The sequence below is a fragment of the Pseudomonas sp. NMI760_13 genome (genome assembly GCF_021283245.1).
GTDB classification, from domain to species: Bacteria; Pseudomonadota; Gammaproteobacteria; order Pseudomonadales; family Pseudomonadaceae; genus Aquipseudomonas; species Aquipseudomonas peradeniyensis.
Genome location: NZ_JAJSRC010000011.1, coordinates 133142 through 158451 on the forward strand (window position 1 = coordinate 133142; position 25310 = coordinate 158451).

Annotated in this window: 32 protein-coding genes; 12 read left to right on the plus strand and 20 right to left on the minus strand. The window is 64.0% G+C overall.

Annotated features, from left to right (window positions below; genetic code table 11):
* Window positions 1-60: 60 nt before the first annotated feature.
* From LU671_RS14125 to LU671_RS14140, 4 genes are all read right to left on the minus strand, one after another.
* A complete protein-coding gene (locus LU671_RS14125) occupies window positions 61-351 on the minus strand; it encodes a GIY-YIG nuclease family protein (protein WP_232855979.1) in 291 nt (96 codons plus the stop codon).
* Between the two features lie 43 nt (window positions 352-394).
* Entirely contained in the window at window positions 395-853 is a 459-nt protein-coding gene (locus tag LU671_RS14130) for a nuclear transport factor 2 family protein (protein ID WP_232855980.1), read from the minus strand.
* A 105-nt stretch (window positions 854-958) separates the two neighbouring features.
* Window positions 959-2239, minus strand: coding sequence for a CynX/NimT family MFS transporter (locus tag LU671_RS14135; RefSeq protein ID WP_232855981.1), 1281 nt, complete (start codon window positions 2237-2239; stop codon window positions 959-961).
* A gap of 13 nt (window positions 2240-2252) precedes the next feature.
* A complete protein-coding gene (locus tag LU671_RS14140) occupies window positions 2253-2921 on the minus strand; it encodes a FadR/GntR family transcriptional regulator (RefSeq protein ID WP_232855982.1) in 669 nt (222 codons plus the stop codon).
* A 909-nt stretch (window positions 2922-3830) separates the two neighbouring features.
* Between LU671_RS14140 and LU671_RS14145 the strand changes: the two genes are divergently transcribed.
* The gene (locus LU671_RS14145) at window positions 3831-3983 is read left to right on the plus strand and encodes a hypothetical protein (protein ID WP_232855983.1); all 153 of its coding nucleotides are present in this window, start codon (window positions 3831-3833) and stop codon (window positions 3981-3983) included.
* 2 nt (window positions 3984-3985) lie between these two features.
* On the opposite strand, the gene hisC is transcribed toward LU671_RS14145, so the two are convergent.
* From hisC to LU671_RS14195, 10 genes are all read right to left on the minus strand, one after another.
* Window positions 3986-5035: a histidinol-phosphate transaminase gene (gene hisC, locus LU671_RS14150; protein ID WP_232855984.1), complete on the minus strand. Its 1050-nt coding sequence runs from the start codon at window positions 5033-5035 to the stop codon at window positions 3986-3988.
* 2 nt (window positions 5036-5037) lie between these two features.
* On the minus strand, window positions 5038-6360 hold the full coding sequence (hisD, locus tag LU671_RS14155; RefSeq protein WP_203650847.1) for a histidinol dehydrogenase: 1323 nt from the start codon (window positions 6358-6360) through the stop codon (window positions 5038-5040).
* Window positions 6361-6486: 126 nt separating this feature from the next.
* The gene (gene hisG, locus LU671_RS14160; RefSeq protein ID WP_011532429.1) at window positions 6487-7122 is read right to left on the minus strand and encodes an ATP phosphoribosyltransferase; all 636 of its coding nucleotides are present in this window, start codon (window positions 7120-7122) and stop codon (window positions 6487-6489) included.
* 93 nt (window positions 7123-7215) lie between these two features.
* A complete protein-coding gene (murA, locus tag LU671_RS14165) occupies window positions 7216-8481 on the minus strand; it encodes a UDP-N-acetylglucosamine 1-carboxyvinyltransferase (RefSeq protein ID WP_050704103.1) in 1266 nt (421 codons plus the stop codon).
* A 23-nt stretch (window positions 8482-8504) separates the two neighbouring features.
* Entirely contained in the window at window positions 8505-8744 is a 240-nt protein-coding gene (locus LU671_RS14170; protein ID WP_028689666.1) for a BolA family protein, read from the minus strand.
* A 118-nt stretch (window positions 8745-8862) separates the two neighbouring features.
* The gene (locus LU671_RS14175) at window positions 8863-9165 is read right to left on the minus strand and encodes an STAS domain-containing protein (RefSeq protein ID WP_203650845.1); all 303 of its coding nucleotides are present in this window, start codon (window positions 9163-9165) and stop codon (window positions 8863-8865) included.
* Window positions 9162-9815, minus strand: coding sequence for an MlaC/ttg2D family ABC transporter substrate-binding protein (locus LU671_RS14180; protein ID WP_203650843.1), 654 nt, complete (start codon window positions 9813-9815; stop codon window positions 9162-9164). Before LU671_RS14180 ends, LU671_RS14175 begins: the two co-directional genes overlap by 4 nt.
* 9 nt (window positions 9816-9824) lie before the next feature.
* Window positions 9825-10310 carry an outer membrane lipid asymmetry maintenance protein MlaD gene (mlaD, locus tag LU671_RS14185; protein WP_028689663.1) on the minus strand — a complete coding sequence of 162 codons (486 nt, stop codon included), beginning with the start codon at window positions 10308-10310 and terminating at the stop codon, window positions 9825-9827.
* Window positions 10310-11104, minus strand: coding sequence for a lipid asymmetry maintenance ABC transporter permease subunit MlaE (gene mlaE / locus LU671_RS14190; protein WP_110735650.1), 795 nt, complete (start codon window positions 11102-11104; stop codon window positions 10310-10312). Before mlaE ends, mlaD begins: the two co-directional genes overlap by 1 nt.
* Window positions 11104-11913, minus strand: a complete 810-nt coding sequence (locus LU671_RS14195) for an ATP-binding cassette domain-containing protein (protein ID WP_028689661.1) — start codon at window positions 11911-11913, stop codon at window positions 11104-11106. The genes mlaE and LU671_RS14195 overlap by 1 nt, the downstream gene beginning before the upstream one ends.
* A 244-nt stretch (window positions 11914-12157) precedes the next feature.
* Between LU671_RS14195 and LU671_RS14200 the strand changes: the two genes are divergently transcribed.
* The 10 genes from LU671_RS14200 (at window position 12158) to LU671_RS14245 (ending at window position 19162) form a co-directional block, all read left to right on the plus strand.
* Window positions 12158-13132: a KpsF/GutQ family sugar-phosphate isomerase gene (locus tag LU671_RS14200; RefSeq protein ID WP_232855985.1), complete on the plus strand. Its 975-nt coding sequence runs from the start codon at window positions 12158-12160 to the stop codon at window positions 13130-13132.
* Window positions 13133-13657: a KdsC family phosphatase gene (locus LU671_RS14205; RefSeq protein WP_203650839.1), complete on the plus strand. Its 525-nt coding sequence runs from the start codon at window positions 13133-13135 to the stop codon at window positions 13655-13657.
* An 8-nt stretch (window positions 13658-13665) separates the two neighbouring features.
* Window positions 13666-14238, plus strand: coding sequence for an LPS export ABC transporter periplasmic protein LptC (gene lptC / locus LU671_RS14210; protein WP_203650837.1), 573 nt, complete (start codon window positions 13666-13668; stop codon window positions 14236-14238).
* The gene (gene lptA, locus LU671_RS14215) at window positions 14225-14749 is read left to right on the plus strand and encodes a lipopolysaccharide transport periplasmic protein LptA (RefSeq protein ID WP_203650835.1); all 525 of its coding nucleotides are present in this window, start codon (window positions 14225-14227) and stop codon (window positions 14747-14749) included. The genes lptC and lptA overlap by 14 nt, the downstream gene beginning before the upstream one ends.
* Window positions 14750-15475 carry an LPS export ABC transporter ATP-binding protein gene (gene lptB / locus LU671_RS14220; RefSeq protein ID WP_011532417.1) on the plus strand — a complete coding sequence of 242 codons (726 nt, stop codon included), beginning with the start codon at window positions 14750-14752 and terminating at the stop codon, window positions 15473-15475.
* 173 nt (window positions 15476-15648) lie between these two features.
* On the plus strand, window positions 15649-17148 hold the full coding sequence (locus LU671_RS14225; RefSeq protein WP_203650827.1) for an RNA polymerase factor sigma-54: 1500 nt from the start codon (window positions 15649-15651) through the stop codon (window positions 17146-17148).
* 78 nt (window positions 17149-17226) lie between these two features.
* Window positions 17227-17535, plus strand: coding sequence for a ribosome hibernation-promoting factor, HPF/YfiA family (gene hpf / locus LU671_RS14230; protein ID WP_011532415.1), 309 nt, complete (start codon window positions 17227-17229; stop codon window positions 17533-17535).
* Window positions 17536-17547: 12 nt separating this feature from the next.
* Complete coding sequence (gene ptsN, locus LU671_RS14235; protein ID WP_232855986.1) at window positions 17548-18012, plus strand: PTS IIA-like nitrogen regulatory protein PtsN; 465 nt, start codon at window positions 17548-17550, stop codon at window positions 18010-18012.
* 2 nt (window positions 18013-18014) lie between these two features.
* The gene (rapZ, locus tag LU671_RS14240) at window positions 18015-18869 is read left to right on the plus strand and encodes an RNase adapter RapZ (RefSeq protein WP_203650823.1); all 855 of its coding nucleotides are present in this window, start codon (window positions 18015-18017) and stop codon (window positions 18867-18869) included.
* A 20-nt stretch (window positions 18870-18889) separates the two neighbouring features.
* Window positions 18890-19162 (plus strand): HPr family phosphocarrier protein, encoded by a 273-nt coding sequence (locus tag LU671_RS14245; RefSeq protein WP_203650821.1) that lies wholly within the window; start codon window positions 18890-18892, stop codon window positions 19160-19162.
* 158 nt (window positions 19163-19320) lie between these two features.
* Here LU671_RS14245 and LU671_RS14250 read toward each other — a convergent pair whose 3' ends face one another.
* The 6 genes from LU671_RS14250 to pmbA all read right to left on the minus strand — a co-directional run bounded on the left by LU671_RS14250 (window position 19321) and on the right by pmbA (window position 24662).
* Window positions 19321-20214, minus strand: a complete 894-nt coding sequence (locus LU671_RS14250; protein WP_232855987.1) for a ZIP family metal transporter — start codon at window positions 20212-20214, stop codon at window positions 19321-19323.
* A 5-nt stretch (window positions 20215-20219) separates the two neighbouring features.
* Complete coding sequence (locus tag LU671_RS14255; RefSeq protein ID WP_232855988.1) at window positions 20220-20837, minus strand: superoxide dismutase; 618 nt, start codon at window positions 20835-20837, stop codon at window positions 20220-20222.
* A 1-nt stretch (window position 20838) separates the two neighbouring features.
* The gene (locus LU671_RS14260) at window positions 20839-21300 is read right to left on the minus strand and encodes a DUF2753 domain-containing protein (protein ID WP_232855989.1); all 462 of its coding nucleotides are present in this window, start codon (window positions 21298-21300) and stop codon (window positions 20839-20841) included.
* Between the two features lie 25 nt (window positions 21301-21325).
* On the minus strand, window positions 21326-22702 hold the full coding sequence (locus LU671_RS14265) for a class II fumarate hydratase (protein ID WP_232855990.1): 1377 nt from the start codon (window positions 22700-22702) through the stop codon (window positions 21326-21328).
* Complete coding sequence (locus tag LU671_RS14270; protein WP_062572905.1) at window positions 22695-23096, minus strand: hypothetical protein; 402 nt, start codon at window positions 23094-23096, stop codon at window positions 22695-22697. Before LU671_RS14270 ends, LU671_RS14265 begins: the two co-directional genes overlap by 8 nt.
* Before the next feature lie 219 nt (window positions 23097-23315).
* A complete protein-coding gene (gene pmbA, locus LU671_RS14275) occupies window positions 23316-24662 on the minus strand; it encodes a metalloprotease PmbA (RefSeq protein WP_203650813.1) in 1347 nt (448 codons plus the stop codon).
* A 109-nt stretch (window positions 24663-24771) separates the two neighbouring features.
* On the opposite strand from pmbA, the gene yjgA reads away from it, so the two are divergent.
* On the plus strand, window positions 24772-25293 hold the full coding sequence (gene yjgA, locus LU671_RS14280; RefSeq protein ID WP_110735683.1) for a ribosome biogenesis factor YjgA: 522 nt from the start codon (window positions 24772-24774) through the stop codon (window positions 25291-25293).
* Window positions 25294-25310: the final 17 nt, after the last annotated feature.

Here is a 25310-nt window from a genome sequence, read left to right on the forward strand (position 1 = left end):
AGCAGCCCCAGCGATCTATCAGGACCACAGACGACACCCGGTCCACCGTCGGCTAGACCACTAACCCCCGACACCGGCATAAGACGCCACCAACGCCTCCTTCGCCGCCTTGCGCAGCTTCTTCACCAACCGCTCCTGGCGCAAGGCCTCGCCCTTGTCCGGCCACTGCTCCACATACACCAGCGCCTGCGCCGGGCTGGTCTTGAAATAGCGCGCGCCCTGCCCTTTCTGGTGCTTGATGAAACGCCGCTGCGGATCGTCGCTGATACCGCAGTACAACGAGCCATTGGCGGCACGCACCAGGTAGACGTACCAGGGTTTGCAGTCGGGGGAAGTCGCTGTTTCGCTCACGGCTCGGTTCGGTGCAACGGAAGAAGGCCGCCAGCTTAACGCCTCAGCGCGCCTGCTGGAATGCGCGAAGCCCCTTGAACGCCTGCTGGCGCACCTTGTTCTGCAGCATCGGCGTCCAGCCCAGCAGCACACCCGGCGTGCCCAGCGCCTGACGCGCCCAGCGCCACAGGTCGAAGGTATCGTCGTGCTGGCAGATCAGCCCGTCGCGGATCACGAAGCACGCCTGGATATCGTTGACCACCACCCGCCCGGTCTGGCTGAACAGGTAGGTCGCCACCCAGTGCGCGCCATCGCTGCGCACGTCGTCGAAAGTCAGGGTGAAGTCCTTGGCGCGGGCGGTGAGCATCCGCCACATGTCACCCGCGTCACGCCCGCGCAGGGTGCCGAAGACCGGGTCGCTGAAGACGATGTCCTCGCTGTAGCAGGCCACCATGGCCTCGGCGTCCAAACGCTGGAAGGCCTGGTAGAAACGGGTGATCAGGGCGCTGTTGGCATCACTCATGGACTGTTCCTGCGCAAGGTGCGAAACCCGCAAGATACTGCCTGGATGCCAGCAACACCATGCCCATTCGCGTCGTGAATGACGATCGCGGGTCAAGTCAGCGCCTTAAACGTGCTCGCTGCTGACCTGCACATGCAGCGCCCGCCCGGCGCCGAGACCGAACAGGATCGCCCCGACGCCCAGCACCGCGAAGATCCAGCCCACCGCGCTCCAGCCTCCGGTCAGATCATGCACCAGGCCAACCGCGAACGGCCCCATGGAGGCCAGCGTGTAGCCCACACCCTGAGCCATGCTCGACAGGTTCGCCGCCACATGGGCGTCCTTGGAGCGCAGCACGATCAGGGTCAGTGCCAGGGAGAAGGTACCGCCCTGCCCCAGGCCGAGCAGGATCGCCCAGCCCCACAGCCCTTCGATCGGCGCATACAGGCAACCGAACAACCCGCCCAGGGTCACCAGCATCACCACCACGATGGCCAGGCGCTGGTCCTTGCCGCGCGTGGCCAGCCAGGGCGCGCTCAGGGAACTGATCAGTTGCACGATCACCGAACCGGACAGCACCAGCCCCGCCTCGGTCGGGCTCAGCCCGCGGCCGATCAGGATCGAAGGCAACCAGCCGAACACGATGTAGGCCAGCGACGACTGCAGGCCCATGTACAGGGTCACCTGCCAGGCCAGCGGGTCGCGCCACAGGCCACGTACCCGGTAGGCCACCTTGTGCACGCCATGGCCCTGACGGGACTGGGGCAGCCAGACCAGCATCGCCAGCAAGGCAGGCAGCAGCCAGAAACCCAGCCCCAGCGCCCAGCTGTCATCGAAGTGCCGGGTCAAGGGCACCGTGGCCCCGGCGGCCATCGCGGCGCCCAGGCACAGCGCCATGGTGTAGACGCCGGTCAGGGTACCGGCGTGCTGGGGGAAGTCGCGCTTGACGATACCTGGCAGCAGCACGCCGATGATGCCGATGCTCGCCCCCGCCATCAGGCTGCCGAGGAACACGCCAGTGGCGCCCAGTGTGCTGCGCACCAGGATGCCCAGCGCCAGGGTCAGCAGAATGCCGAAGATCACCCGCTCGCTACCGAAGCGTCGCGCCAGGATCGGCGCCAGTGGCGCGAACAGCCCCAGACACAGTACCGGCAAGGTGGTCAACAGGCCGGCTTGCGATGCGCTGAGCCCCAGCCCTTCGGACACCTGCCCGAGCACCGGCGACATGCTCGACAGCGCCGGGCGCAGGTTCAGCGCCACCAGCACCAGGCCCAGCAGCAACAGCCAGGGCCTGCGCAGCACGACAGGTTGTTGCTGGACCTGCTCGTCGTCGGCTTCGGCGTCGATCAGCAGTTCTTCGAGCTCCGCCTCGCGGGGAGCGGTATTGCGGGTCAGTTGTTCGGCCATGGCCTTCTCGTTATCAGGATTCGATGAGGGTCCGGCTCAGGTGCTTGGCCCGCTCCGGATCGCGTTGTTCGAGGGCGTCGAGGATCTGCCCGTGCAGGTCGAACACGGCCTGGCAACGGGGGATGGTAGTCATGTTGTGCTGCAGGGCGGCGCGTACCACGCTGGAGAAATAACGGTACAGCTCGCTCAGGGCGGGGTTGTGGGCGGCGTCCACCAGGCGCTGGTGGAACACCAGGTCGCATTCGACGTAGGCGTCGACATCGCCATGGAAGTGCTGCTCGCTGTGCTCCAGGGCCTCGCGCAGGGCCTTGAGGTCGGCGTCGGTGCGGCGCACGGCGGCCAGGCCAATGGCTTCTGCTTCAAGGATATGGCGGGTTTCGCGGGCGTGTTCGACTGCGCAGCGGGACATGACCTGCACGGCCTGCAAGGGGTCGACGGCGGTACGCAGGTAGCTGCCGTCGCCCTGGCGGATTTCTACCAGGCCGCTGAAGGACAGGACGCGCATGGCCTCACGGACGGTGTTGCGGCTGATGCCCAGGTCGCTGGCCAGCTCCGGTTCGGTGGGCAGGCGTTGGCCTATGGACCAGGTGCCCTTGGCGATGCGGTCGCGGAGCTGGTCTACGGCTTGTTCTACCAGGGAGCGTTTGATGAGCGGGGTCACGGGGTGGGTACGTCCAGTCATCGGATGAATTTTCTTGGGGTTGGACGATAGCGGTTGGTGGGGGATTGGGCAAGGGTTCGGGTTCGGGGATGATTGTTTTTATTTTTTTATGCGCATTCATTGGCGATGGTGACGCATAGTCACCTTTCCGCCCTTACGGCGGGTCCCTTTTTGAAGGATCAAAAAGGAACCAAAAAATCCTCGCTCCATTCATCCGGCCCCTACGCTTCGCTTCGGGGTTCCCTCGCTCCGTTCTTGCTCCCGGGAGGACCGCGCTGAACGCCCCATCCTGGGGCGCAGCGCTTGACGGCCATCCATGGCCGTCACCTCCCTCCGCAAGAACTCCGCTCGGCCTCCTGAAGTCGCAATTGGTGTTGCCTGAGCTACCGCGCACTTAGAAGCAAGAGCAAGAGCAAGAGCAAGAGCAAGAGCAAGAGCAAGAGCAAGAGCAAGAGCAAGAGCAAGAGCAAGAGCAAGAAATGCGAAGTTAGTTGTTTTACAGTTAGTTATGTATTGGCTGTTCCGGCCCATTCGCGGGGCAAGCCCGCTCCTACAGGGATTTATATAACGGCGACTGTCGTGTAGGAGCGGGCTTGCCCCGCGATGCGATCGAGAGATTAATTAAACTTTCAACTAGCGACAGCTGCGCCACCCCAGGCGCCGCCCGTAACTTGCGCGACTTCAGGAGGCCGAACGCAGGACTTGCGGAGGGAGGTGACGGGCATGGATGCCCGTCAAGCGCTGGGGCCCAGGATGGGCCCTGCAGCGCGGTCCTCCCGGGAGCAAGGCCGGAGTGAGGGAACCCGGAGCGAAGCGTAGGGCCGGATGAATGGAGCGCAGCGGCTTTGGTTACTTTGGCCGCGGACGGCGAGTCAAGACCAAAGTAACCCGCCGTAAGGGTGGAAAGGTGAATAAGCGTCGACATCACAAATGAATGCGCATACAACTTCCAAAACCACCCAACAACAACAACAACAACAACAACAACAACAACAACAACAACAACAACAACAACAACAACAACAAGGGGCAAATCAGAAGTCAGAACAACCACTTCCAATCCGCCCCCAGCCAAACCCCTGAAATCAATTCAAAGCATCAAGCAAAGCCTCGTTCATCTCCGGCGTCCCAATGGTAATCCTCAGGAACTGCGCAATCCGCTCCTGCTTGAAGTGCCGAACAATCACCCCCTGCTCACGCAACCGCGCCGCGATCCCCGCAGCATCCTCCCCGGGATGCCGGGCAAAGATGAAGTTCGCCGCCGAAGGCAACACCTCGAACCCACGCGCCACCAATTCGGCAACCAGCACCTCTCGGCTATCGATAACCTTGCGACAGGTCTCATCGAAATACGCACGGTCCTCGAACGCCGCCGCCGCCCCGACAATCGCCATGCGATCCAACGGATACGAGTTGAAGCTGTTCTTGATCCGCTCCAATGCCTCGATCAGATCAGGATGACCAACCGCCAACCCAACCCGAAGCCCCGCCAGCGAACGCGACTTGGACAAGGTCTGGGTCACCAGCAGGTTGTCATAGCGATCGACCAGGCTGATGGCCGTCTCGCCACCGAAATCGATGTAGGCCTCATCGACCACCACCACCGAATCCCGGTTGGCCTGCAGCAGCTGCTCGACCGCCTCAAGCGGCAACAGGCAACCGGTCGGCGCGTTGGGGTTGGGGAAGATGACCCCGGCATTGGGCTTGCTGTAGTCCGAAACCCGGATCTGGAACTGCTCATCCAGCGCCACCTGCTCGAACGCGATACCGTACAGACCGCAATACACCGGGTAGAAGCTGTAGCTCACGTCCGGGAACAGCAGCGGCCCACAGTCATGCTGGAACAGGCCGTGGAAGATGTGCGCCAGCACCTCGTCCGAGCCGTTGCCGACGAACACCTGCGCCGGCGTCACGCCGTAATACTCGGCCACCGCCTGCTTGAGCCGGTCACCGTTCGGGTCCGGATACAACCGCAGGTTGTCGTTGAGCTCGCCACGCATGGCTTCCAGCGCCTTGGGCGACGGGCCATAGGGGTTCTCGTTGGTGTTCAGCTTGACCAGCCGCGCAAGCTTGGGCTGCTCGCCCGGCACGTAAGGCACCAGGTCCTTGACGAAGGGACTCCAGAATCGACTCATGCTCAGTTCCCCTTCTCGTTGAGGATGCGGTATTCGGCGCTGCGCGCGTGAGCGGTCAGCGATTCGCCCCGGGCCAGCACGGAAGCGGTGTGACCCAGCTCTGACGCGCCCTGCTCGGAGCAGAAGATGATCGACGAACGCTTCTGGAAGTCATACACGCCCAAGGGCGAAGAGAAGCGCGCGGTGCCGGAAGTCGGCAGCACGTGGTTGGGACCGGCGCAGTAGTCGCCCAGCGCCTCGCTGGTGTGGCGACCCATGAAGATCGCGCCGGCGTGGCGGATCTGCGGCAACCAGGCCTGCGGGTCGGCCACCGACAGTTCCAGGTGCTCGGGAGCGATGCGGTTGGCCACCTCGATGGCCTGCTGCATGTCACGCACCTGGATCAGCGCGCCACGGCCGTTGATCGACTTCTCGATGATCTCGGCACGCTCCATGGTCGGCAGCAGCTTGTCGATGCTGGCGGCCACGCGATCGAGGAACTCGGCGTCCGGACTGACCAGGATGGCCTGGGCGTCTTCGTCGTGCTCGGCCTGGGAGAACAGGTCCATGGCGATCCAGTCCGGATCGGTCTGGCCGTCGCACACCACAAGGATCTCAGACGGGCCGGCAATCATGTCGATACCGACCTGGCCGAATACATGACGCTTGGCGGTGGCCACGTAGATGTTGCCCGGGCCGACGATCTTGTCCACCTGCGGCACGCTTTCGGTGCCATAGGCCAGGGCCGCGACTGCCTGGGCGCCACCGACGGTGAATACCCGGTCGACCCCGGCGATGCAGGCCGCGGCCAGCACCAGCTCGTTGACCTCGCCACGCGGGGTCGGCACGACCATTACCACTTCGGCCACGCCGGCCACTTTCGCCGGAATCGCATTCATCAGCACCGACGATGGGTACGATGCCTTGCCACCCGGCACGTACAGGCCGGCGCGGTCCAGCGGAGTGACCTTCTGGCCGAGCACGGTGCCGTCGGCCTCGGTGTACTGCCAGGAGTCCTGCTTCTGCCGCTCGTGGTAGATACGCACACGGCTGGCAGCTTTCTCCAGGGCCTCGCGCTGCACCGGGGTGATGCGGGTCAGGGCCAGCTCAAGGCGGGCACGGTCGAGGATCAGATCATTGATCGATGTGGCATCGACACCGTCGAAACGCTGGGTGAACTCCACCAACGCCGCATCACCGCGCTCGCGCACAGCCTTGATGATGTCGAGCACGCGCTGGTTGACCGCGTCATCGGACACGCTTTCCCAGCTCAGCAGATGATCCAGATGTCGGGCGAAATCCTGGTCAGCGGCGTTGAGACGGGCAATTGCAGTGGACACGGTCATGGCGAGGGCCTCGTTATTAGCGGATGTTCAGGCGCCCTAAAGCTACCACTCCATCCGCGCGGGCACCTGAGAAAATTGGCTATGACGCGGATAGACGGGCGCGACAGCGGAGGTCGCGCGCAGAGGTCAGCCGCGGTGTCGCGATTCGACGGCGTTGCGCAGGGTGTCGATCAGGCTCTGGATACGGGCGTGCTGCATTTTCATGGAGGCCTTGTTGACCACCAGGCGCGAGCTGATCGTGGCGATCAGTTCCTGGGGTTCGAGGCCGTTGGCGCGCAGGGTGTTGCCGGTGTCGACCACGTCGATGATCTTGTCGGCGAGGTTGATCAGCGGGGCCAGCTCCATGGAACCGTACAGCTTGATGATGTCGACCTGACGACCCTGTTCGGCGTAATAGCGCTTGGCTACGTTGACGAACTTGGTGGCCACGCGCAGGCGGCCCTTGGGCTCGGGCGCGCCGGTTACGCCGGCGGTCATCAGCTTGCATTGGGCGATCTGCAGGTCCAGGGGCTCGTACAGGCCCTGGCCGCCGTATTCCATCAGCACGTCCTTGCCGGCCACTCCGAGGTCGGCGGCGCCATGCTCGACATAGGTCGGCACGTCGGTGGCACGCACGATGAGCAGGCGGACATCATCCTGGGTGGTCGGGATGATCAGCTTGCGACTCTTGTCCGGATTCTCGGTCGGCACGATGCCGGCTTCGGCCAGCAGTGGCAGGGTATCGTCGAGAATACGGCCTTTGGATAGCGCGATGGTCAACATTGGAACGTCGGTCCTTAAGCGTCTACTGCCGGCCGGGCCCGTGAGCCCGACCGCATACGATTCGGCTGGCGCGTCCCTGCGCCGTGATGACTGCTAGCCCGGTACGCGACGGATCTTCGCGCCCAGCATCTGCAGTTTTTCCTCGATGCACTCGTAGCCACGGTCAATGTGGTAGATGCGATCGATCAGGGTATCGCCTTCGGCGACCAGCGCCGACAGCACCAGGCTGGCGGAAGCGCGCAGGTCGGTGGCCATTACCGGAGCACCTTTGAGCGCCTTGACGCCAGTGACGATGGCGGTGTTGCCCTCGACCTGGATCTGCGCGCCCATGCGGTGCATCTCGTAAACGTGCATGAAGCGGTTTTCGAAGATGGTCTCGATCACTGCTCCCGTGCCTTCGGCGATGGCGTTGAGCGAGATGAACTGCGCCTGCATGTCGGTCGGGAACGCCGGGTACGGGGCGGTACGCAGGTTCACGGCCTTCGGACGCTTGCCGTGCATGTCCAGCTCGATCCAGTCTTCACCGGTGGTGATGTCGGCGCCGGCTTCCTTGAGCTTCTCGAGGACGGCTTCGAGGATGGTCGGATCGGTGTCCTTGACCTTGACGCGGCCACCGGTCACGGCAGCGGCGACCAGGTAGGTGCCGGTCTCGATACGGTCGGGCATGACGCGATAGGTGGTCGGCTGCAGACGCTCGACGCCATCGATGGTGATGGTGTCGGTGCCGGCGCCCTGGATCTTCGCACCCATGGCGATCAGGAAGTTGGCCAGGTCGACCACCTCCGGCTCGCGGGCGGCGTTCTGCAGCACGCTGCGGCCCTTGGCCAGGGCGGCGGCCATCATGATGTTCTCGGTACCGGTCACGCTGACGGTATCAAAGAAGAAGTGCGCGCCGCGCAGGCCGCCTTCGGGCGCCTTGGCCTTGATGTAGCCGCCCTCGACGTCGATTTTTGCACCCATGGCCTCCAGGCCGCGGATGTGCAGGTCGACTGGACGCGAACCGATGGCACAACCGCCCGGCAGGGCCACTTCGGCCTCACCGAAACGGGCGACCATTGGGCCGAGCACCAGGATCGAGGCGCGCATGGTCTTGACCAGCTCGTAGGGGGCGACCAGGGTCTTGATGGTGCGCGGATCGATTTCCACCGAGAGCTTCTCGTCGATCACAGGCTCGATGCCCATGCGACCGAACAGCTCGATCATGGTGGTGATGTCGTGCAGGTGCGGCAGGTTGCCGACCGTGACCGGACCATCGCACAGCAGGGTGGCCGAGAGAATCGGCAGCGCCGAGTTCTTCGCGCCGGAAATGCGGATCTCGCCGTCGAGGCGCGCGCCGCCAGTAATAATCAGTTTGTCCATACGTATCTCGCCGCCAAGTTGGCTCAGGTGCGCTCAGCCCAGGCTGCGCTGCTGAAGAATTTCATGGTTACCGCGTGAATGCTGCCGTTGGCGATCCACGGATTGAGGTGAGCATAGATCGCCTGCTGACGCTTGACCGGGCTCTGGCCGGCCAGCTCGTCGCTGATCACGTTCAACTGGAAGTTGCAGCCTTCGCCTTCAACTTCGACCCGGGTTCCCGGCAATTTCTCTTCCAGAAAGCTTTTGACTTCTACGGCCTGCATGCTCAACCTCGATCGGCGCCCAACGCGCGCGGGTCGGCCATCATACAAAAAAGCCCCTCGCCTGCGAAGCCCATGACAAGGCGCGCTGACCGAGGGGCCTTTCCCGAACGGCAGGGCATCAGCCTGCCAACACTTCATCGAGGTCATAGACCCCGGCAATTTCCCGCATATCCTCGGGGATACCGCGCAGTTCCCAGGTCTTGCCGGCCGCCTGGGCATCGCGCATGAAGCCCAGCAACAACGACAGGCCGACACTGCTCGACTTCACCACCGCGGTGCAGTCGAGCACCAGGCGCTGCTCGCGGCACGCCGCGACCAACGCCTTGCCCTGCTTGCGCAGGGCCGGACCGCTGCGGTAGTCCAGCACGCCGGCCAGGGCGAGGACGCCCGGCTCGGCCATGCTCACGGCGGCGTCGCTCATTTGACTTCCTTATCCGGCGAAGTATCGGCGGTCGCCTTGGCCTTGGCCACTTCGCCAGCCCAGCCGTCGATGGTCTTGTCCAGGTTGTTGCCGTTGCGCTGCATGGCGTCCTGGAACTGGTCGCGGAACAGCTTGCCGATGTTGATGCCATTGACGATGACGTTACGCACCTTCCACTCGCCATCAAGCTTCTGCATGGTGTACTGCACCGGATAGACCGCGCCGTTGGTGCCGGTGATCTTCATGCCGACGCTGGTGCGGTCGCCGTCCTCGGCCTTGGCCGGGTCTACGGTGATGCCCTGGTTGTTGTACTCCAGCAGGGCGTTGCCGTAGAACTGCATCAGGCTGCGCTTGAAGTTCTCCTGGAAGCGCTGCATCTGCTCGGGCGTCGCCTTGCGCGAGTACTTGACGGTCATGATGCTCCTGGAGATGCCATCGGCATCGACCACCGGGCCGAGGTTGCTGTTGAGCGCGTTGTAGAACGCCTCGGGGTTGGCCTTGTACTGCTCCTTGTTGGCCTTCAGGTCGCTGAGCAGCTGCGTGGTGGTGCCCTGGATCACATCACGGGCGGATTGCCCCGGCGCCGCCAGGGCCAGCAGGGGGAAGGCCGCCAGCAGAACCAGCAGGCCACGTCGCAGGATCGAAATCATGGAAACTCCTTAATTAGCCGGTTGCGCTTCTTTCGGTTCCTTGCCCACCGAGTTGAGCAGGAACTTGCCGATCAGGTCTTCCAGCACCAGCGCCGACTGGGTGTCGTGGATGGTGCTGCCGTCCTTGAGTACCGCGTCCTCGCCGCCCACGCTGATGCCGATGTACTTCTCGCCCAGGAGGCCTGCGGTCAGGATCGAGGCAGTGGAGTCGGTCGGCAGGTTGTCGACATGCTTGTCCAGCTGCAGCGTGACCCGACCGGTGTAGGAATCGCGGTCCAGATCGATGGCCGTGACCTTGCCGATGGTCACACCGGCCATGGTCACTTTAGCTCTGACCGTCAAACCGGCGATATTGTCGAAGTACGCATAAACTTTGTACGTGTCGCTGCTCGGGCTGGCCGACAGCCCGCTGACACGCAGGGCCAGCAGCAGCAGCGCCAGGATCCCGGCCAGGAGGAACAGGCCGACACCGATTTCCAGGGTGCGGTTTTGCATCAGAAATCTCCAAACATCAAGGCGGTCAGAATAAAGTCCAGACCCAGGACTGCCAACGAGGCATAGACCACGGTCTTGGTGGTGGCACGGCTGATCCCTTCTGAAGTGGGCTCACAGTCGTACCCCTGGAATACGGCGATCCAGGTGACGACGAAGGCGAACACCAGGCTCTTGATCAGCCCGTTGATCACGTCGTCGCTGAACGAAACGCTGTTCTGCATGTTGGCCCAGAACGAACCCTCATAGACGCCCAGCCAGTCCACGGCGACCCACGAGCCGCCCCAGATGCCGACCACGCTGAAAATCAGCGCCAGTAGCGGCAGCGAGATGAAGCCGGCCCACAGGCGCGGGGCGACGATGTACTTGAGCGGGTCGACGCCGATCATCTCCAGGCTCGACAGCTGCTCGGTGGACTTCATGTTGCCGATCTCGGCGGTCAGCGCGGAGCCCGCGCGGCCGGCGAACAGCAAACCGGTGACCACCGGCCCCAGCTCGCGCAGCAGGGTCAGGGCGACCATCTGCCCCACGGCCTGCTCCGAGCCGTACCTGGCGAGGATGCTGTAGCCCTGCAGGGCCAGCACCATGCCGATGAACACGCCGGACACGACGATGATCGCCAGCGACAGCACGCCCACCGAATACAGTTGCTTGACCAGCAGCTGGAAGCCACCGATGCCGCTGCGCCCGCCCAGCGAATGGCCGAGGAACAGGCACGAGCGTCCCAGCACGGCCAGCACATCGATGGCCGAACGGCCGAACAGACGGATACGTTCGAGTAAGGATTTTCTGCGCATCAACGCGTCCCCAGCAGATCGGCGCGGTAGTCAGGCGCAGGGAAGTGGAAGGGTACAGGGCCGTCCGGGTCGCCTTTCATGAACTGGCGGATGCGCGGATTGTCCGAGCCCATCAGTTCGTCCGGCGTGCCCTGCCCCAGCACCTGGCCGTCGCCGACCACATAGATGTAGTCGGCGATGCTCGCGGTTTCCGCGAGATCGTGGGACACCACGATGCTGGTGATGCCCAGGGCATCGTTGAGCAGGCGGATCAGGCGCACCAGCACACCCATGGCGATCGGGTCCTGGCCGACGAACGGTTCGTCGTACATGAGGATCTGCGGGTCGAGGGCGATCGCCCGGGCCAGTGCCACGCGGCGCTTCATGCCGCCGGACAGCTCGTCGGGCATCAGGTCGATGGCGCCGCGCAGGCCCACGGCCTGCAGCTTCATCAGCACGATGTCACGGATCATCTCGTCCGATAGCTGCGTATGCACCCGCAGCGGGAAGGCCACGTTCTCGAACACATCCAGGTCGGTGAACAGAGCGCCGCTCTGGAACAGCACGCCCATCTGCTTGCGCGCATCGAACAGGTCGCTGCGCGACAACGCGGGCAGGTTCTGCCCGTTGACCCAGACCTCGCCACCGGACGGGCGCAACTGCGCGCCCATCAGGCGCAGCAAGGTGGTCTTGCCGCACCCCGAAGGCCCCATGATGCCGGTGACCTTGCCGCGGGGAATGCGTATGTCCACGTTGCTGAAAATGCTGCGCGAACCGCGCTTGAAGGTGACGCCCTTCAACTCGACCGCGTAGGCGCTATCCACACTCATCTAGACTCCTTGCTAGTGCAGCCTCGTCATGTGGACGCCTGCCTTCATGTTGAAGGCACACAGGTCCCCGGCGGGCCGAATAGCGGCGAACTATAGCACCGCTGATAGGCCCGCCCCAAGGGCGTCCCCGCACTCGTTCAGGGCACAGACAGGCTGGCGCGGCATCCATATGACATTCGAAGGATGAGCCTTTCACACATTGCGGCTATAATCGCCGCCTTTTCATCAGGCATTGCGTTTCGACATGACCCAATCCAGCGAGCTGATCCAATCCGCCCAGCGCACCCTGCGCCTCGAACTCGAGGCCGTGGAAGCCCTGCTGGCCCGCATCGACGGTGACTTCGTCAAGGCCTGCGAACTGATCCTGGCCAGCAAGGGACGGGTCGTGGTGGTGGGCATGGGCAAGTCGGGGCACATCGGCAACAAGATCGCCGCCACCCTGGCCAGCACCGGCACTCCGGCGTTCTTCGTGCACCCGGCCGAAGCCAGCCATGGCGACATGGGCATGATCACCCGGGACGATGTCATTCTTGCCCTGTCCAACTCCGGCAGCACCGCCGAGATCGTCACCCTGCTGCCACTGATCAAGCGCCTGGGCATCCAGCTGATCAGCCTGACCGGCAACCCCGACTCGCCCCTGGCCCAGGCCGCCGAGGTCAACCTCGACGCCAGCGTCGCCCAGGAAGCCTGTCCGCTCAACCTGGCGCCGACCTCCTCCACCACTGCGGCGCTGGCGCTGGGCGACGCCCTGGCCATCGCCCTGCTGGAGGCCCGCGGCTTCACCGCCGAGGATTTCGCCTTCTCCCACCCCGGTGGCGCACTGGGCCGCCGCCTGTTGCTGAAGGTCGAGAACGTCATGCATGCCGGCGAAGAACTCCCGGTGGTCAAGAGCGGCACCCTGCTCAAGGACGCGCTGTTTGAAATGTCTCGCAAAGGTCTGGGCATGACCGTGGTCCTGGGTGACGACGGCAAGCTTGCCGGCGTATTCACCGACGGCGACCTGCGCCGCAGCCTGGACCGCAACATCGACGTGCACAAGACCCTCATCGACGAGGTCATGACCGTGCACGGCAAGACCGCCCGCGCCGAGATGCTCGCCGCCGAGGCACTGAAGATCATGGAAGACCACAAGATCAGCGCGCTGGTGGTGGTCGATCAGGAAGACCGCCCGACCGGCGCCCTGAACATGCACGACCTGCTGCGCGCCGGAGTGATGTAAATGAACCAGGACCTGATGCAACGCGCCAAGGCCATCAAGCTGGCGGTGTTCGACGTCGACGGCGTGCTCACCGACGGCCGCCTGTATTTCCTCGAGGACGGCAGCGAGTTCAAGACCTTCAACACCCTCGACGGCCACGGCATCAAGATGCTCATGGCCGCGGGCGTGACCACCGCGATCATCAGCGGGCGCAAGACCCCGGTGGTCGAGCGCCGGGCGAAGAACCTCGGCATCCCGCACCTGTTCCAGGGCCGCGAGGACAAACTGGTGGTGCTCGACGGCCTGCTCGCCGAACTCAATCTAAGCTATGAACAGGTCGCCTACCTCGGCGACGACCTGCCCGACCTGCCGGTGATCCGCCGCGTGGGCCTGGGCATGGCGGTGCACAACGCCGCGGCATTCGTTCGCCAGCACGCCCACGGCGTCACCCTGGCTCGCGGCGGCGAAGGCGCCGCCCGCGAGTTCTGCGAACTGATCATGCAGGCCCAGGGCACCCTGGACGCTGCCAACGCCCATTACCTGTAAGGCTGCCCATGCTCAGCAAGAAGATCAGAAATGTCGCGCTGCTAGGCGGGATCGCCGCCGTGCTGGTTGCGGTAGGCTATTGGAACATCAGCCCGGAGACCTTCCTCGACCAGCCGCAGGCCCAGGTCGACCAGAGTGCCATCGACTACTACGCGATCAACGCCCACAGCCTGCAGTTCTTGCCCGACGGCAAGCTGCAGTACGAGATGACCGCCGCCAAGGTCGAGCACCTCAAGGCCAGCGAGGTCACCCTGGTAACCACGCCCGACCTGCACATGTACCGCGGCACCGAGTACCCCTGGCACGTGCAGAGCAAGCGCGCCGAGGTCAACCCGGACGGCACCGAGGTCGAACTGATCGACGATGTGCGCGTGGCGCGCACCGACGACAAGCAACGTGAAACCATCATCACCAGCACACGCATGACCGTGTTCCCGCAGAAGCAATATGCGCAGACCGAGCAAGCCGTTAGAATCGACGGCGCCGGTGGCACGACTACGGGCAAAGGAATGAAAGCGTATTTGAAAGAAGGCAGGATGGACCTGCTCTCTAACGTAAGAGGACAGTATGAGGCTCGTTAAAACCATCCCCCTTCTGCTCAGCCTGGGCGTAGCACTGGGAAGCGCGAGCGCCTTCGCCCTGCCGAACGACCGTGACCAGCCGATCCGCATCCAGGCGGACAACGCCCACCTGGACGACAAGCAGGGCGTTGCCACCTACACCGGCGACGTGATCATCACCCAAGGTTCGATGATGATCAAAGGCAACACCGTGACCATGACCCGCTCCGCCTCCGGCGACATTGACGTGGTCACCTCGGTGGGCAACCTGGCCTACTTCGAGCAGCAGCAGAGCGCCGCCAAGCCCGACAAGATGAAAGGCTGGGCCGTGACCATCCAATACCAGGCGCAGAAAGACACGGTGATCCTTACCGACCGCGCCAAGGTCGAGAACGAAGGCAACACCACCGAAGGCGAGAAGATCGTCTACAACACCAAGACCCAGGTGGCTACCGCCGGTCGCGGTGGCAACGTGACTGCACCACGTCAGCGCATCGACATGGTCATTCAACCGAAGAAAAAGGCCGAGTAAATGGCAACCCTCAAAGCCCAGCACCTGGCCAAGAGCTACAAGGGCAGGCAGGTCGTTCGCGACGTCAGCCTGTCCATCGACAGCGGCCAGATCGTCGGCCTGCTCGGCCCCAACGGCGCCGGCAAGACCACCTGTTTCTACATGATCGTCGGCCTGGTCCAGGCCGACCAGGGTCGCGTGCTGATCGACAGCCTCGACGTCAGCCACCAGCCCATGCACGGCCGCGCCCAGGCCGGTATCGGCTACCTGCCGCAGGAAGCCTCGATCTTCCGCAAGCTGTCGGTGGCCGACAACATCATGGCCATCCTCGAGACCCGCAAGGACCTCGACCGCGACGGCCGGCGCAAGGAGCTGGAAAGCCTGCTGCAGGAATTCCACATCAGCCACATCCGCGACAACCTCGGCATGAGCCTCTCCGGCGGTGAACGCCGCCGCGTCGAGATCGCCCGCGCCCTGGCCACCGCGCCCAAGTTCATCCTGCTGGACGAACCCTTTGCCGGTGTCGACCCGATCTCCGTGGGCGACATCAAGCAGATCATCCACCACCTCAAGAACAAGGGCATCGGCGTACTGATCACCGACCACAACGTTCGCGAGACCCTGGACATCTGCGAGACCGCCTACATCGTCAACGATGGCCAGCTGATCGCCGAAGGCGACGCCGAGACCATCCTGGCCAACCAGCTGGTCAAGGAAGTGTACCTGGGGCACGAGTTCCGACTCTGACCCCGGCCTGCCCGGAGCACTGGCGCAAGCGCCTGTTCGAGGCTTAAGTTGTTACAGTGCTCTAGGCAAACGCTGCAATTTCAGGCATACAACTTGCTTAAAATCGGCGCCCAGGCGCCCTCCGTGTAGTGGATGGCGCATGCGCGCCGGCAACAAGGTATCAAGCCCCAGCCATGAAACCATCGCTCGTCCTAAAAATGGGCCAGCAACTGACGATGACCCCGCAGTTGCAACAGGCCATCCGTCTGCTTCAGCTCTCCACCCTGGACCTCCAGCAGGAAATCCAGGAAGCGCTGGAGTCCAATCCGATGCTCGAACGTCAGGAAGACGGCGAGGACTTCGACAACAGCGATCCGATGGCGGACAACGCCGAGAACAAGCCGACCGCCGAAGTCCAGGACAACAGTTTCCAGGAAACCAGTACCAGCAGCACCGCGGAAAACCTCGAAGACGGCGAATGGGCCGAGCGCATCCCCAACGAACTGCCGGTCGACACCGCCTGGGAAGACATCTACCAGACCAGCGCCAGCAGCCTGCCGAGCAACGATGACGACGAGTGGGACTTCACCACCCGCACCTCGGTCGGCGAGAGTCTGCAGAGCCACCTGCTGTGGCAGCTCAACCTGGCGCCGATGTCCGACACCGACCGCCTGATCGCCGTCACCCTGATCGACAGCATCAACAGCCAGGGCTACCTGGAAGACACCCTCGAGGAGATCTGCGCAGGCTTCGATCCGGAGCTCGACATCGAGCTGGACGAGGTCGAGGCGGTGCTGCACCGCATCCAGCAGTTCGAACCTGCTGGCATTGGCGCCCGTTCCCTGGGCGAATGCCTGCTGCTGCAACTGCGCCAGCTGCCGGCCTCGACACCGTGGATGAGCGAGGCCCAGCGCCTGGTCACCGACTTCATCGACCTGCTCGGCAGCCGCGACTACAGCCAGCTGATGCGCCGCATGAAGCTCAAGGAAGACGAACTGCGCCAGGTCATCGAACTGGTGCAGACCCTCAACCCGCGCCCCGGCTCGCAGATCGAGTCCAGCGAGCCCGAGTACGTCGTGCCTGACGTCATCGTGCGCAAGGACAGCGAGCGCTGGCTGGTCGAGCTCAACCAGGAAGCGGTACCGCGCCTGCGGGTCAACCCGCAGTACGCCGGCTTCGTCCGCCGCGCCGACACCAGCGCCGACAACACCTTCATGCGCAACCAGTTGCAGGAAGCGCGCTGGTTCATCAAGAGCCTGCAGAGCCGCAACGAGACGCTGATGAAGGTGGCGACGCAGATCGTCGAGCACCAGCGCGGCTTCCTCGACCACGGCGACGAGGCCATGAAGCCACTGGTGCTGCACGATATCGCCGAGGCGGTGGGCATGCACGAGTCGACCATTTCCCGGGTGACCACGCAAAAATACATGCACACCCCGCGCGGCATCTACGAACTGAAATACTTTTTCTCCAGCCACGTGAGCACCGCCGAAGGCGGCGAATGCTCGTCCACGGCGATCCGCGCGATCATCAAGAAACTGGTGGCGGCGGAAAATCAGAAAAAGCCATTGAGTGACAGCAAGATCGCTGGTTTACTGGAGGCACAAGGCATCCAGGTAGCCCGTCGCACCGTCGCCAAGTACCGCGAATCGTTGGGCATCGCCCCGTCGAGCGAGCGCAAGCGACTGATGTAGCCCCGGGATGTGCCACAGCGTTTCAGTGGCAGGTGCAATACCTGCCTCTTTATGCACGGGCAACAAAGGAGAAGCTGTATGCAAGTCAACATCAGTGGACAGCATGTAGAAGTCACCCAACCACTGCGCGATTACGTGCTTGAGAAGCTCGCCCGCGTGGAGGGTCATTTCGACAAGATCACCAATGCGACGGTGATCATGAAGGTCGAGAAGCTGCAGCAGAAGGTGGAAGCCACACTCCAGATTCCCGGTGGCGAAGTCGTCGCCAACGCCGAACATCAAGACATGTATGCGGCGATCGACGCCTTGGCAGACAAACTTGATCGCCAACTGAAAAAACACAAGGAAAAACAGCAAAGCCTGCTGCAAGGCGCAGCCGCCCGCTGATCCCCCTCATCCATGATCCGACTTGAAACCATCCTGACCCCCGGCCGTTCCCTCGTGAACGTGCCGGGCGGCAGCAAGAAGCGCGCCCTGGAAAAGGTCGCCAACCTGATCGCCGAGCAAGTACCCGAGCTGGAGATGCAAGACGTCTTCGACAAGCTCATCGCTCGGGAAAAGCTGGGCTCCACCGGTTTTGGCAATGGCATCGCCATTCCCCATTGCCGGCTCGAAGGCTGCACCGCGCCAGTGAGCGCCCTGCTGCACCTGGATGCCCCCATCGATTACGATGCCATCGATGGCGCCCCGGTCGACCTGCTGTTCGTCCTGCTGGTCCCGGAAGCCGCCACCGATGCCCACCTTGAACTGCTGCGCCAGATCGCCAGCATGCTCGATCGCAAGGAGGTCCGCGATCGCCTGCGTGCCGCCGACAGCAGCGAGACCCTTTACCAGGTCGTCCTGGACGTACAGAACGAGCACTGAACATGCGCCTGATCATCGTCAGCGGCCGCTCCGGCTCCGGTAAGAGTACCGCCCTCGACGTGCTGGAAGACAACGGCTACTACTGCATCGACAACCTGCCTGCCGGGTTGTTGCCGCAGTTGGCGGAAAACGCGCTGATCAACACCGAGTTGCTGCAACCGAAGGTCGCGGTATCCATCGATGCGCGCAACCTCCCCAGCCACCTGTCGCGCTTCCCCGAACTGCTGGATGAGGCACGTTCGCGGCATATCCAGTGCGACGTGCTGTACCTGGACGCCGACGAAGACACCCTGCTCAAGCGCTTCTCGGAAACCCGCCGCCGCCATCCGCTGACCAACGACAGCCGCTCGCTGGCCGAGGCGATCCGCGTGGAAAGCGAGCTGCTCGGGCCGATCGCCGACCTCGCCGACCTGAAGATCGACACCACCAATCTGAACCTCTACCAGCTGCGCGATTCGATCAAGCTGCGCCTGCTCAACCAGCCCGAGCCAGGCACCGCGTTCCTGGTCGAGTCGTTCGGCTTCAAGCGCGGCATGCCGGTGGACGCCGATGTGGTGTTCGATGTGCGCTGCCTGCCCAATCCATACTGGAAGCCGGAACTTCGCGAGCATTCCGGCCTCGAACAGCCGGTGATCGATTACCTGGCCGCCCAGCCGGACGTCGAGGAAATGTTCCAGGACATCTCCGGTTACCTGCTCAAGTGGCTGCCGCGCTTCGCCGCCAGCAACCGCGCCTATGTCACCATCGCCATCGGCTGTACCGGCGGCCACCACCGCTCGGTGTACATCACTGAACGGCTTGGCCAACTGCTCCAGCAATCCCTGAAAAACGTCCAGGTCCGCCACCGCGACCTATAGCCCACAGGATCCGCCCCACGATGCCCGCCCGCGAAATCACCATCATCAACAAGCTGGGCCTGCATGCGCGGGCGGCCGCCAAGTTCGTCGGCGTGGCCGGTCGCTTCCCTTGCCAGGTACGGGTCGGTCGCGCGCCGGACAAGCTGGTGGACGGCAAGAGCATCATGGCGGTGATGATGCTCGCCGCGGGCAAGGGCACGCCGGTGCACCTGCACACCGAGGGCGAGCAGGACGGTGAGGCCATGGATGCACTGGTCGCGTTGATCAACAATTTCTTCGACGAAGGCGAGTAAGCGCCGCTAGCGACTGCGCACGCTTCGTGTAGGAGCGGCCTTGTGCCGCGAAAGGGCTGCGTAGCAGCCCCGGCAATGCAGCAATGTTGCTGAAAACCAGGGGCTACCATGCAGCCCTTTCGCGGCACAAGGCCGCTCCTACAGGGACCGTGCCGGGCTCAGGACAGCGCCGTGTCCATCACCATCATCAGGCAGAACCCGACACACAGCCCCAGGCTCGCCAGGCGGTGATGCCCGTTGCTGCGCGATTCGGGAATGATCTCCTGGGTCACCACCAGCAGCATTGCCCCCGCCGCGCAGGCCAGGCCCAGCGGCAGCAGCAGTTCGGCGATGTTCACCAGCCAGGCGCAGATCACCGCGGCCAGTGGCTCGACCAGCCCGGACGCCGCGCCGATCAGGAACGCCTTGAACCGCGACATGCCCGCCCCAGCCAGCACCAGGGCGATCACCAGGCCCTCCGGCACATCCTGCAGCGCGATGCCCATGGCCAGGCTGTCGGCATCGGGCATGCCACCGCCGGCGGACACGCCGATGGCCATGCCTTCGGGAATGTTGTGGGCAATGATGGCGATGACAAACAACCAGATCCGTGCAGCGATCACCGGTTGCTGATCGCTGCCGACCAGGGCCTCTGGCGAAGCGCCGGAGACCTTGAGATCGACCAGGAACAGGCACAACGCGCCGAACAGCAGGCCGCTGCTGATCACCCCACCGGCGCCCCATGGGCTGAAGCCGATGGATTGTGCCGCATCCAGCCCGGGAATGATCAGCGAGAACGCGGTGGCCGCCAGCATCACCCCGGCGCCGAAGCCGAGCAAGGTGTCGGCCACGGCCACCGGCATGTTGCGGATCACCAATACCGGTACCGCGCCCAACGCCGTCCCCAGCGCGCACAATGCGCCGCCCTCAAGGGCACGCAACATGCGCGGTTCCAGGTCCAGCCAGGCGATGCCCCGCGCCACCAGCAACGCGGTGCCGACCAGCAACAGCAAGGTCCCAAGCGCCAGGCGGAACAGGCGCACACTGCTGACAGACATCACCTCGGAGCGCATACCGGTCAGACTCGTTTCAGGGCTTCAAGGTAGCGACGTTCCACTTCGGCCCAGTCGACCACGTTGTAGAAGGCGCCAATGTATTCCGGACGACGGTTCTGGTACTTCAGGTAGTAGGCGTGCTCCCACACGTCCAGGCCGAGGATCGGCGTGTTGCCGTGCATCAGCGGGCTGTCCTGGTTGCCGCTGCTCTCCACTACCAGCGTTTTCTGCGGGGTCACGCTCAGCCAGGCCCAGCCGCTGCCGAAACGGGTCAGTGCGGCCTTGGTGAAAGCCTCCTTGAACGCCTCGAAGCCGCCGAGCTGCGCATCGATGGCCTTGGCCAGCTCACCCTGTGGCTGGCCGCCCCCCTTGGGTGACATCACGGTCCAGAACAGGGTGTGGTTGGCATGCCCGCCACCGTGATTGGTCACTGGCCCGCGCAGGCTCTCGGGCAGCGACTGCACTGCACCGACCAGCTTCTCGACCGGCCACTCGGCCCACTCGGTGCCCTCGATGGCTGTGTTCAGGCCATTGACGTAGGTCTGGTGATGCTTGCTGTGGTGGATCTCCATGGTCTGGGTGTCGATGTGCGGTTCCAGCGCATCGTAGGCATAGGGCAACGCAGGCAAGGTATGCGGCATGTCAGTGGATTCCGTAGGCAGGTGTGCGATCAGTGATATCCGTATGCGCGACCAGCTCGCTGGCCACCGGGGCCTGTCGGCTGAGCAGGCGCTCGGTACGCGGGTATTGGCCGTATTCGGCGATGAAACTCAGCAACTCGGTGTAGGTGCGCCCGCTGTGGCGCAACGCGGCGTCGCGCAGGGCCTGGGGCAGGCGCTGATCCTGGCTGGCCTGGAGCAGCCGCTGGTGTGCCGCGCACAGGTAGTCGGCGCTTTCGTGCGGCTGGTTCAAGCGCAAGTGCAGATCGGCCAGGTTGTGATGGGCGATGACCATTGCGGCCACCGCCTCGTCGACGTCATGCCAGCGCTCAAACAGCACCTGGGCCAAGGCCAGGGCTTGCAGGTAGTGTTCCCGGGCATCGACCAACTCGCCCTGCTCGAACAGGCGGTTGGCGTCTTGCGTGGTGCGTTTCCAGTGCTGCATGACGTGTCTCCTGGGCGGCCCGGGCTCAGATGCCGCCGGCGGTGAGTTTTTCCGGATCCAGCAGCGCCTCGAGCTGATCACGCGACAGGTCGGAGTGCTCCAGCGCCACGTCGATGATCGGGCGGCCCTCTTTGTAGGCGGTCTTGGCGATCTCGGCGGCCTTGAGGTAGCCGATGATCGGGTTCAACGCGGTAACCAGGATCGGGTTGCGCGACAGCGCTTCCTTGAGCTTGGTTTCGTTGACCTTGAAGCTGGCGATGGCCTTGTCGGCCAGCAGGCGGCTGACGTTGGCCATCAGCTCGATGCTTTCCAGCAGGTTGCGGGCAATCACCGGCAGCATCACGTTGAGCTCGAAGTTGCCCGACTGCCCGGCCACGGCGATGGTGGCATCGTTGCCGATCACCTGGGCGGCGACCATGGCGGTGGCTTCCGGGATCACCGGATTGACTTTGCCCGGCATGATCGATGAGCCCGGCTGCAGGCCCTGCAGCTCGATTTCACCGAGGCCGGCGAGCGGGCCCGAGTTCATCCAGCGCAGGTCGTTGGCGATCTTCATCAGCGCCACGGCGGCGGTCTTGAGCTGCCCGGACAAGGCCACGGCGGTGTCCTGGGAGCCGATCAGGGCGAACAGGTTCTCGCCAGGAGTGAATTCGACCTGGGTCAGGCCACTCAACTGGCGGGCAAAGCCTGCGGCGAACTGCGGATGGGCGTTGATGCCGGTGCCCACGGCGGTACCGCCCTGGGCCAGCGCCTGCAGGCTCGGCAGGGTGGCTTCGATATGCGCCTGGGCGCCCTTGACCTGCGCGGCCCAGCCACCGAGCACCTGGCTCATGCGCACCGGCATGGCATCCATCAGGTGGGTGCGGCCGGTCTTCACATGCTTGTGCACTTCGAGCGCCTTGGCCTCGATCACCTGGGTGAGGTGACGCAGGGCCGGCAGCAGCTGCTCGTGCAGAGCCAGGGCGGCGCTGACGTGGATGGTGGTGGGGATGATGTCGTTGCTGCTCTGGCCACAGTTGACATGGTCGTTGGCATTGACCGGCTCGCCCAGCACGCGGCTGGCCAGGGTGGCGATGACCTCGTTGGCGTTCATGTTCGAGCTGGTGCCGGAACCGGTCTGGAACACATCCACCGGGAAATGCTGGATAAAGTCGCCGGACAGCAGTTGCTCGACCGCCTTGACGATGGCCTCGCCCTGCCCCGCGCTCAGCTGGGACAGCTCGACGTTGGCCTTGGCCGCCGCCGCCTTGGCCAGCAGCAGGGCACGGATGAACTGGGCCGGCATCGGCTTGCCGCTGACCGGGAAGTTGTCGACCGCGCGCTGGGTCTGGGCACCGTACAGGGCCTGGGCCGGCACCTGCAGTTCGCCCATGCTGTCACGCTCGATACGGGTATCACTCATCTTCAAGTCCTTGCATCAGTTCTTCGGGAGAAATCGACGGCAGCAGCACGCTGTTGGCGAGCTGCATCGCGTAGGGCTGCCAGCGCAGGTTTTGTTCGCGGCGATCAAGGTTGCGCAGGTCGAGCAAGGGCCGCCAGGCCTGGTCCAGGCACAGGCAGCGCCAATGCCACGGCAGCATGCGATCGTTGGCGGTATCCAGCAGCAGGCGGAAGGCGGTCAGCGCCACGGTCCAGGGCGAGGTTTCGGTGCAGCACACCAGGTAGCGCCCTTCGGCCAGGTAATGCTCGATCAGACGCGGCTCGTCGGGTTCGAGCGCGCAGCGGATGCGCCGGCTGAGCCAGCGCCAGTTTTCCAGGTAGGGCAGTTCGTGGAGGACGGGTTTCATGAACATCATCGCCGGGTTGCTGGATAATGATATTCATTATTATGTGAGAAATAGAATCAGTTCAAGCTAGACGATGGGCAAAAGAAACCCGGCGCGATGGCCGGGTCCTTTGCAAGGCATGAGCAGGGCAGCGTGGGAGCGAGCTTGCCTCGCGATTGCAGGTAAGAATATCGCGGGGCAAGCCCGCTCCCACGCTCCCCTACTCCCCTGCTGATGACAGAGCGCCGATCAGCTGCCAGCCAGCGTCATCCGCTCGATCAGCACCGAGCCACTGTGGATATTGCTGCGGGTCTCGATATCGCTGCCGATCGCCACGATCTGCTGGAACATGTCCTTCATGTTGCCGGCGATGGTCACTTCCTGGACCGGGAACTGGATCTCGCCGTTTTCGACCCAGAAGCCCGCAGCGCCACGGGAATAGTCACCGGTCACCATGTTCAGGCCATGCCCCATCAGCTCGGTTACCAGCAGGCCGCGGCCCATGCGGCGAATCAGTGCCGCCTGGTCCTCCACGCCATGGCTGACGTACAGGTTGTGCACGCCCCCGGCGTTGGCGGTGCTCGGCAGGCTCAGCTTGCGCCCGGAATAGGTGCCGAGGATGTAGGACACCAGCTCGCCCTTGTCGACGAACGGCTTGGCGTAGGTGGCCAGGCCGTCGCCGTCGAATGCCGCGCTGCCCAGCGCGCGCGGGATGTGCGGCCGCTCGTCGAGGGTCAGCCAGGTGGGGAACAGGCGCTGGCCGAGAGTGCCTTCGAGGAACGACGACTTGCGGTACAGGTTGCCGCCGGAAATCGCCGACAGGAAGCTGCCGAACAGGCCGCCGGCAAGCTCCGCCGAGAACAGTACCGGCACCTCGCAGGTCGGCACCGGACGCGCGCCGAGGCGGCTGGCGGCGCGTTGCGCGGCGCGCTGGCCGATGCTGCGCGGGTCGGCCAGCAGGTTGCCCTGGCGATTGACGTCGTACCAGTAGTCGCGCTGCATCTGCCCGTCGGCCTCGGCGATCATCACGCAGCTCAGGCTGTGCCGGGTGGACGCGTAGCCGCCGATGAAGCCGTGGCTGTTGCCATAGACCCGCACGCCCTGGTGGGTATTGAGGGTGGTGCCATCGGCGTTGAGGATGCGCTTGTCGGCGTCGAACGCCGCCGCCTCGCAGGCCAGCGCCATCTCGATGGCCTTCTCCGGCTCGATGTCCCAGTCGTGGTACAGGTCTAGGTCAGGGATCTCGCGGGCCATCAGGGCGGCATCGGCCAGCCCCGAACACGCGTCCTCGGAGGTGTGCTTGGCGATTGCCAGGGCTGCCGCGACGGTCTCGCGGATCGCCTCAGGACCACTGGCCGAGGTGCTGGCCGAACCCTTGCGCTGGCCAACGTAGAGGGTGATGCCGAAGCCCTGGTCGCGGTTGAACTCGACCGTCTCGACTTCGCGCTGACGCACCGTGGTGGACAGGCCCTGCTCCAGCGACACCGCCACTTCGCAGGCGCTGGCGCCCTGACGGCGCGCCTCGGCGACGATCGCCTCGACCTGTTCCTGCAACGCCGGCAGGTCCTTGGGGCCTACGCTCTGGACTGCACTCATGGTTCTCTCCACTGAAAATTCTGCGTACGGCTTGGGTCATTCTACGACCGGGCCGGACAAGCGGCCCCCGACTAGTTATCATGGCGGCGATTTCCTGCGGACTGCCCCCATGGTTGATTCTTACGACGACGCCTTCGATGGCGAAAAAAGCAAAACCCAGATCAAGCGCGAGCTGCATGCGCTGGTCGAGCTCGGTGAGCGCCTCACCACCCTCAAGGCCGACACCCTGGCCCGCCTGCCGTTGACCGACGAGCTGCGCAAGGCGCTGGCCGAGGCCTGCAAGCACGTTGCACACGGTGCCCGCAAACGCCACATGTCGTTCGTCGGCAAGCTGATGCGCGACCAGGACCTGGACGCCATTCATGCCGTGCTCGATCAGATCGACAGCTCCAGCCGCCAGTACAACGAGCGCTTCCACGGCCTCGAGCGCTGGCGCGACCGCCTGATCGACGGTAACGACGAGGACCTCGAACGCTTCGTCAACGAGTTTCCCGACACCGACCGCCAGCACCTGCGCTCGCTGATCCGTCATGCCCAGCACGAGAAGGCGCGGAACAAGCCGCCTGCGGCTGCGCGTAAAGTGTTCAAGTACATCCGCGACCTCGACGAGGTCCAGCGCGGTCTGCGTTAAACCCGACATCCTGGGGC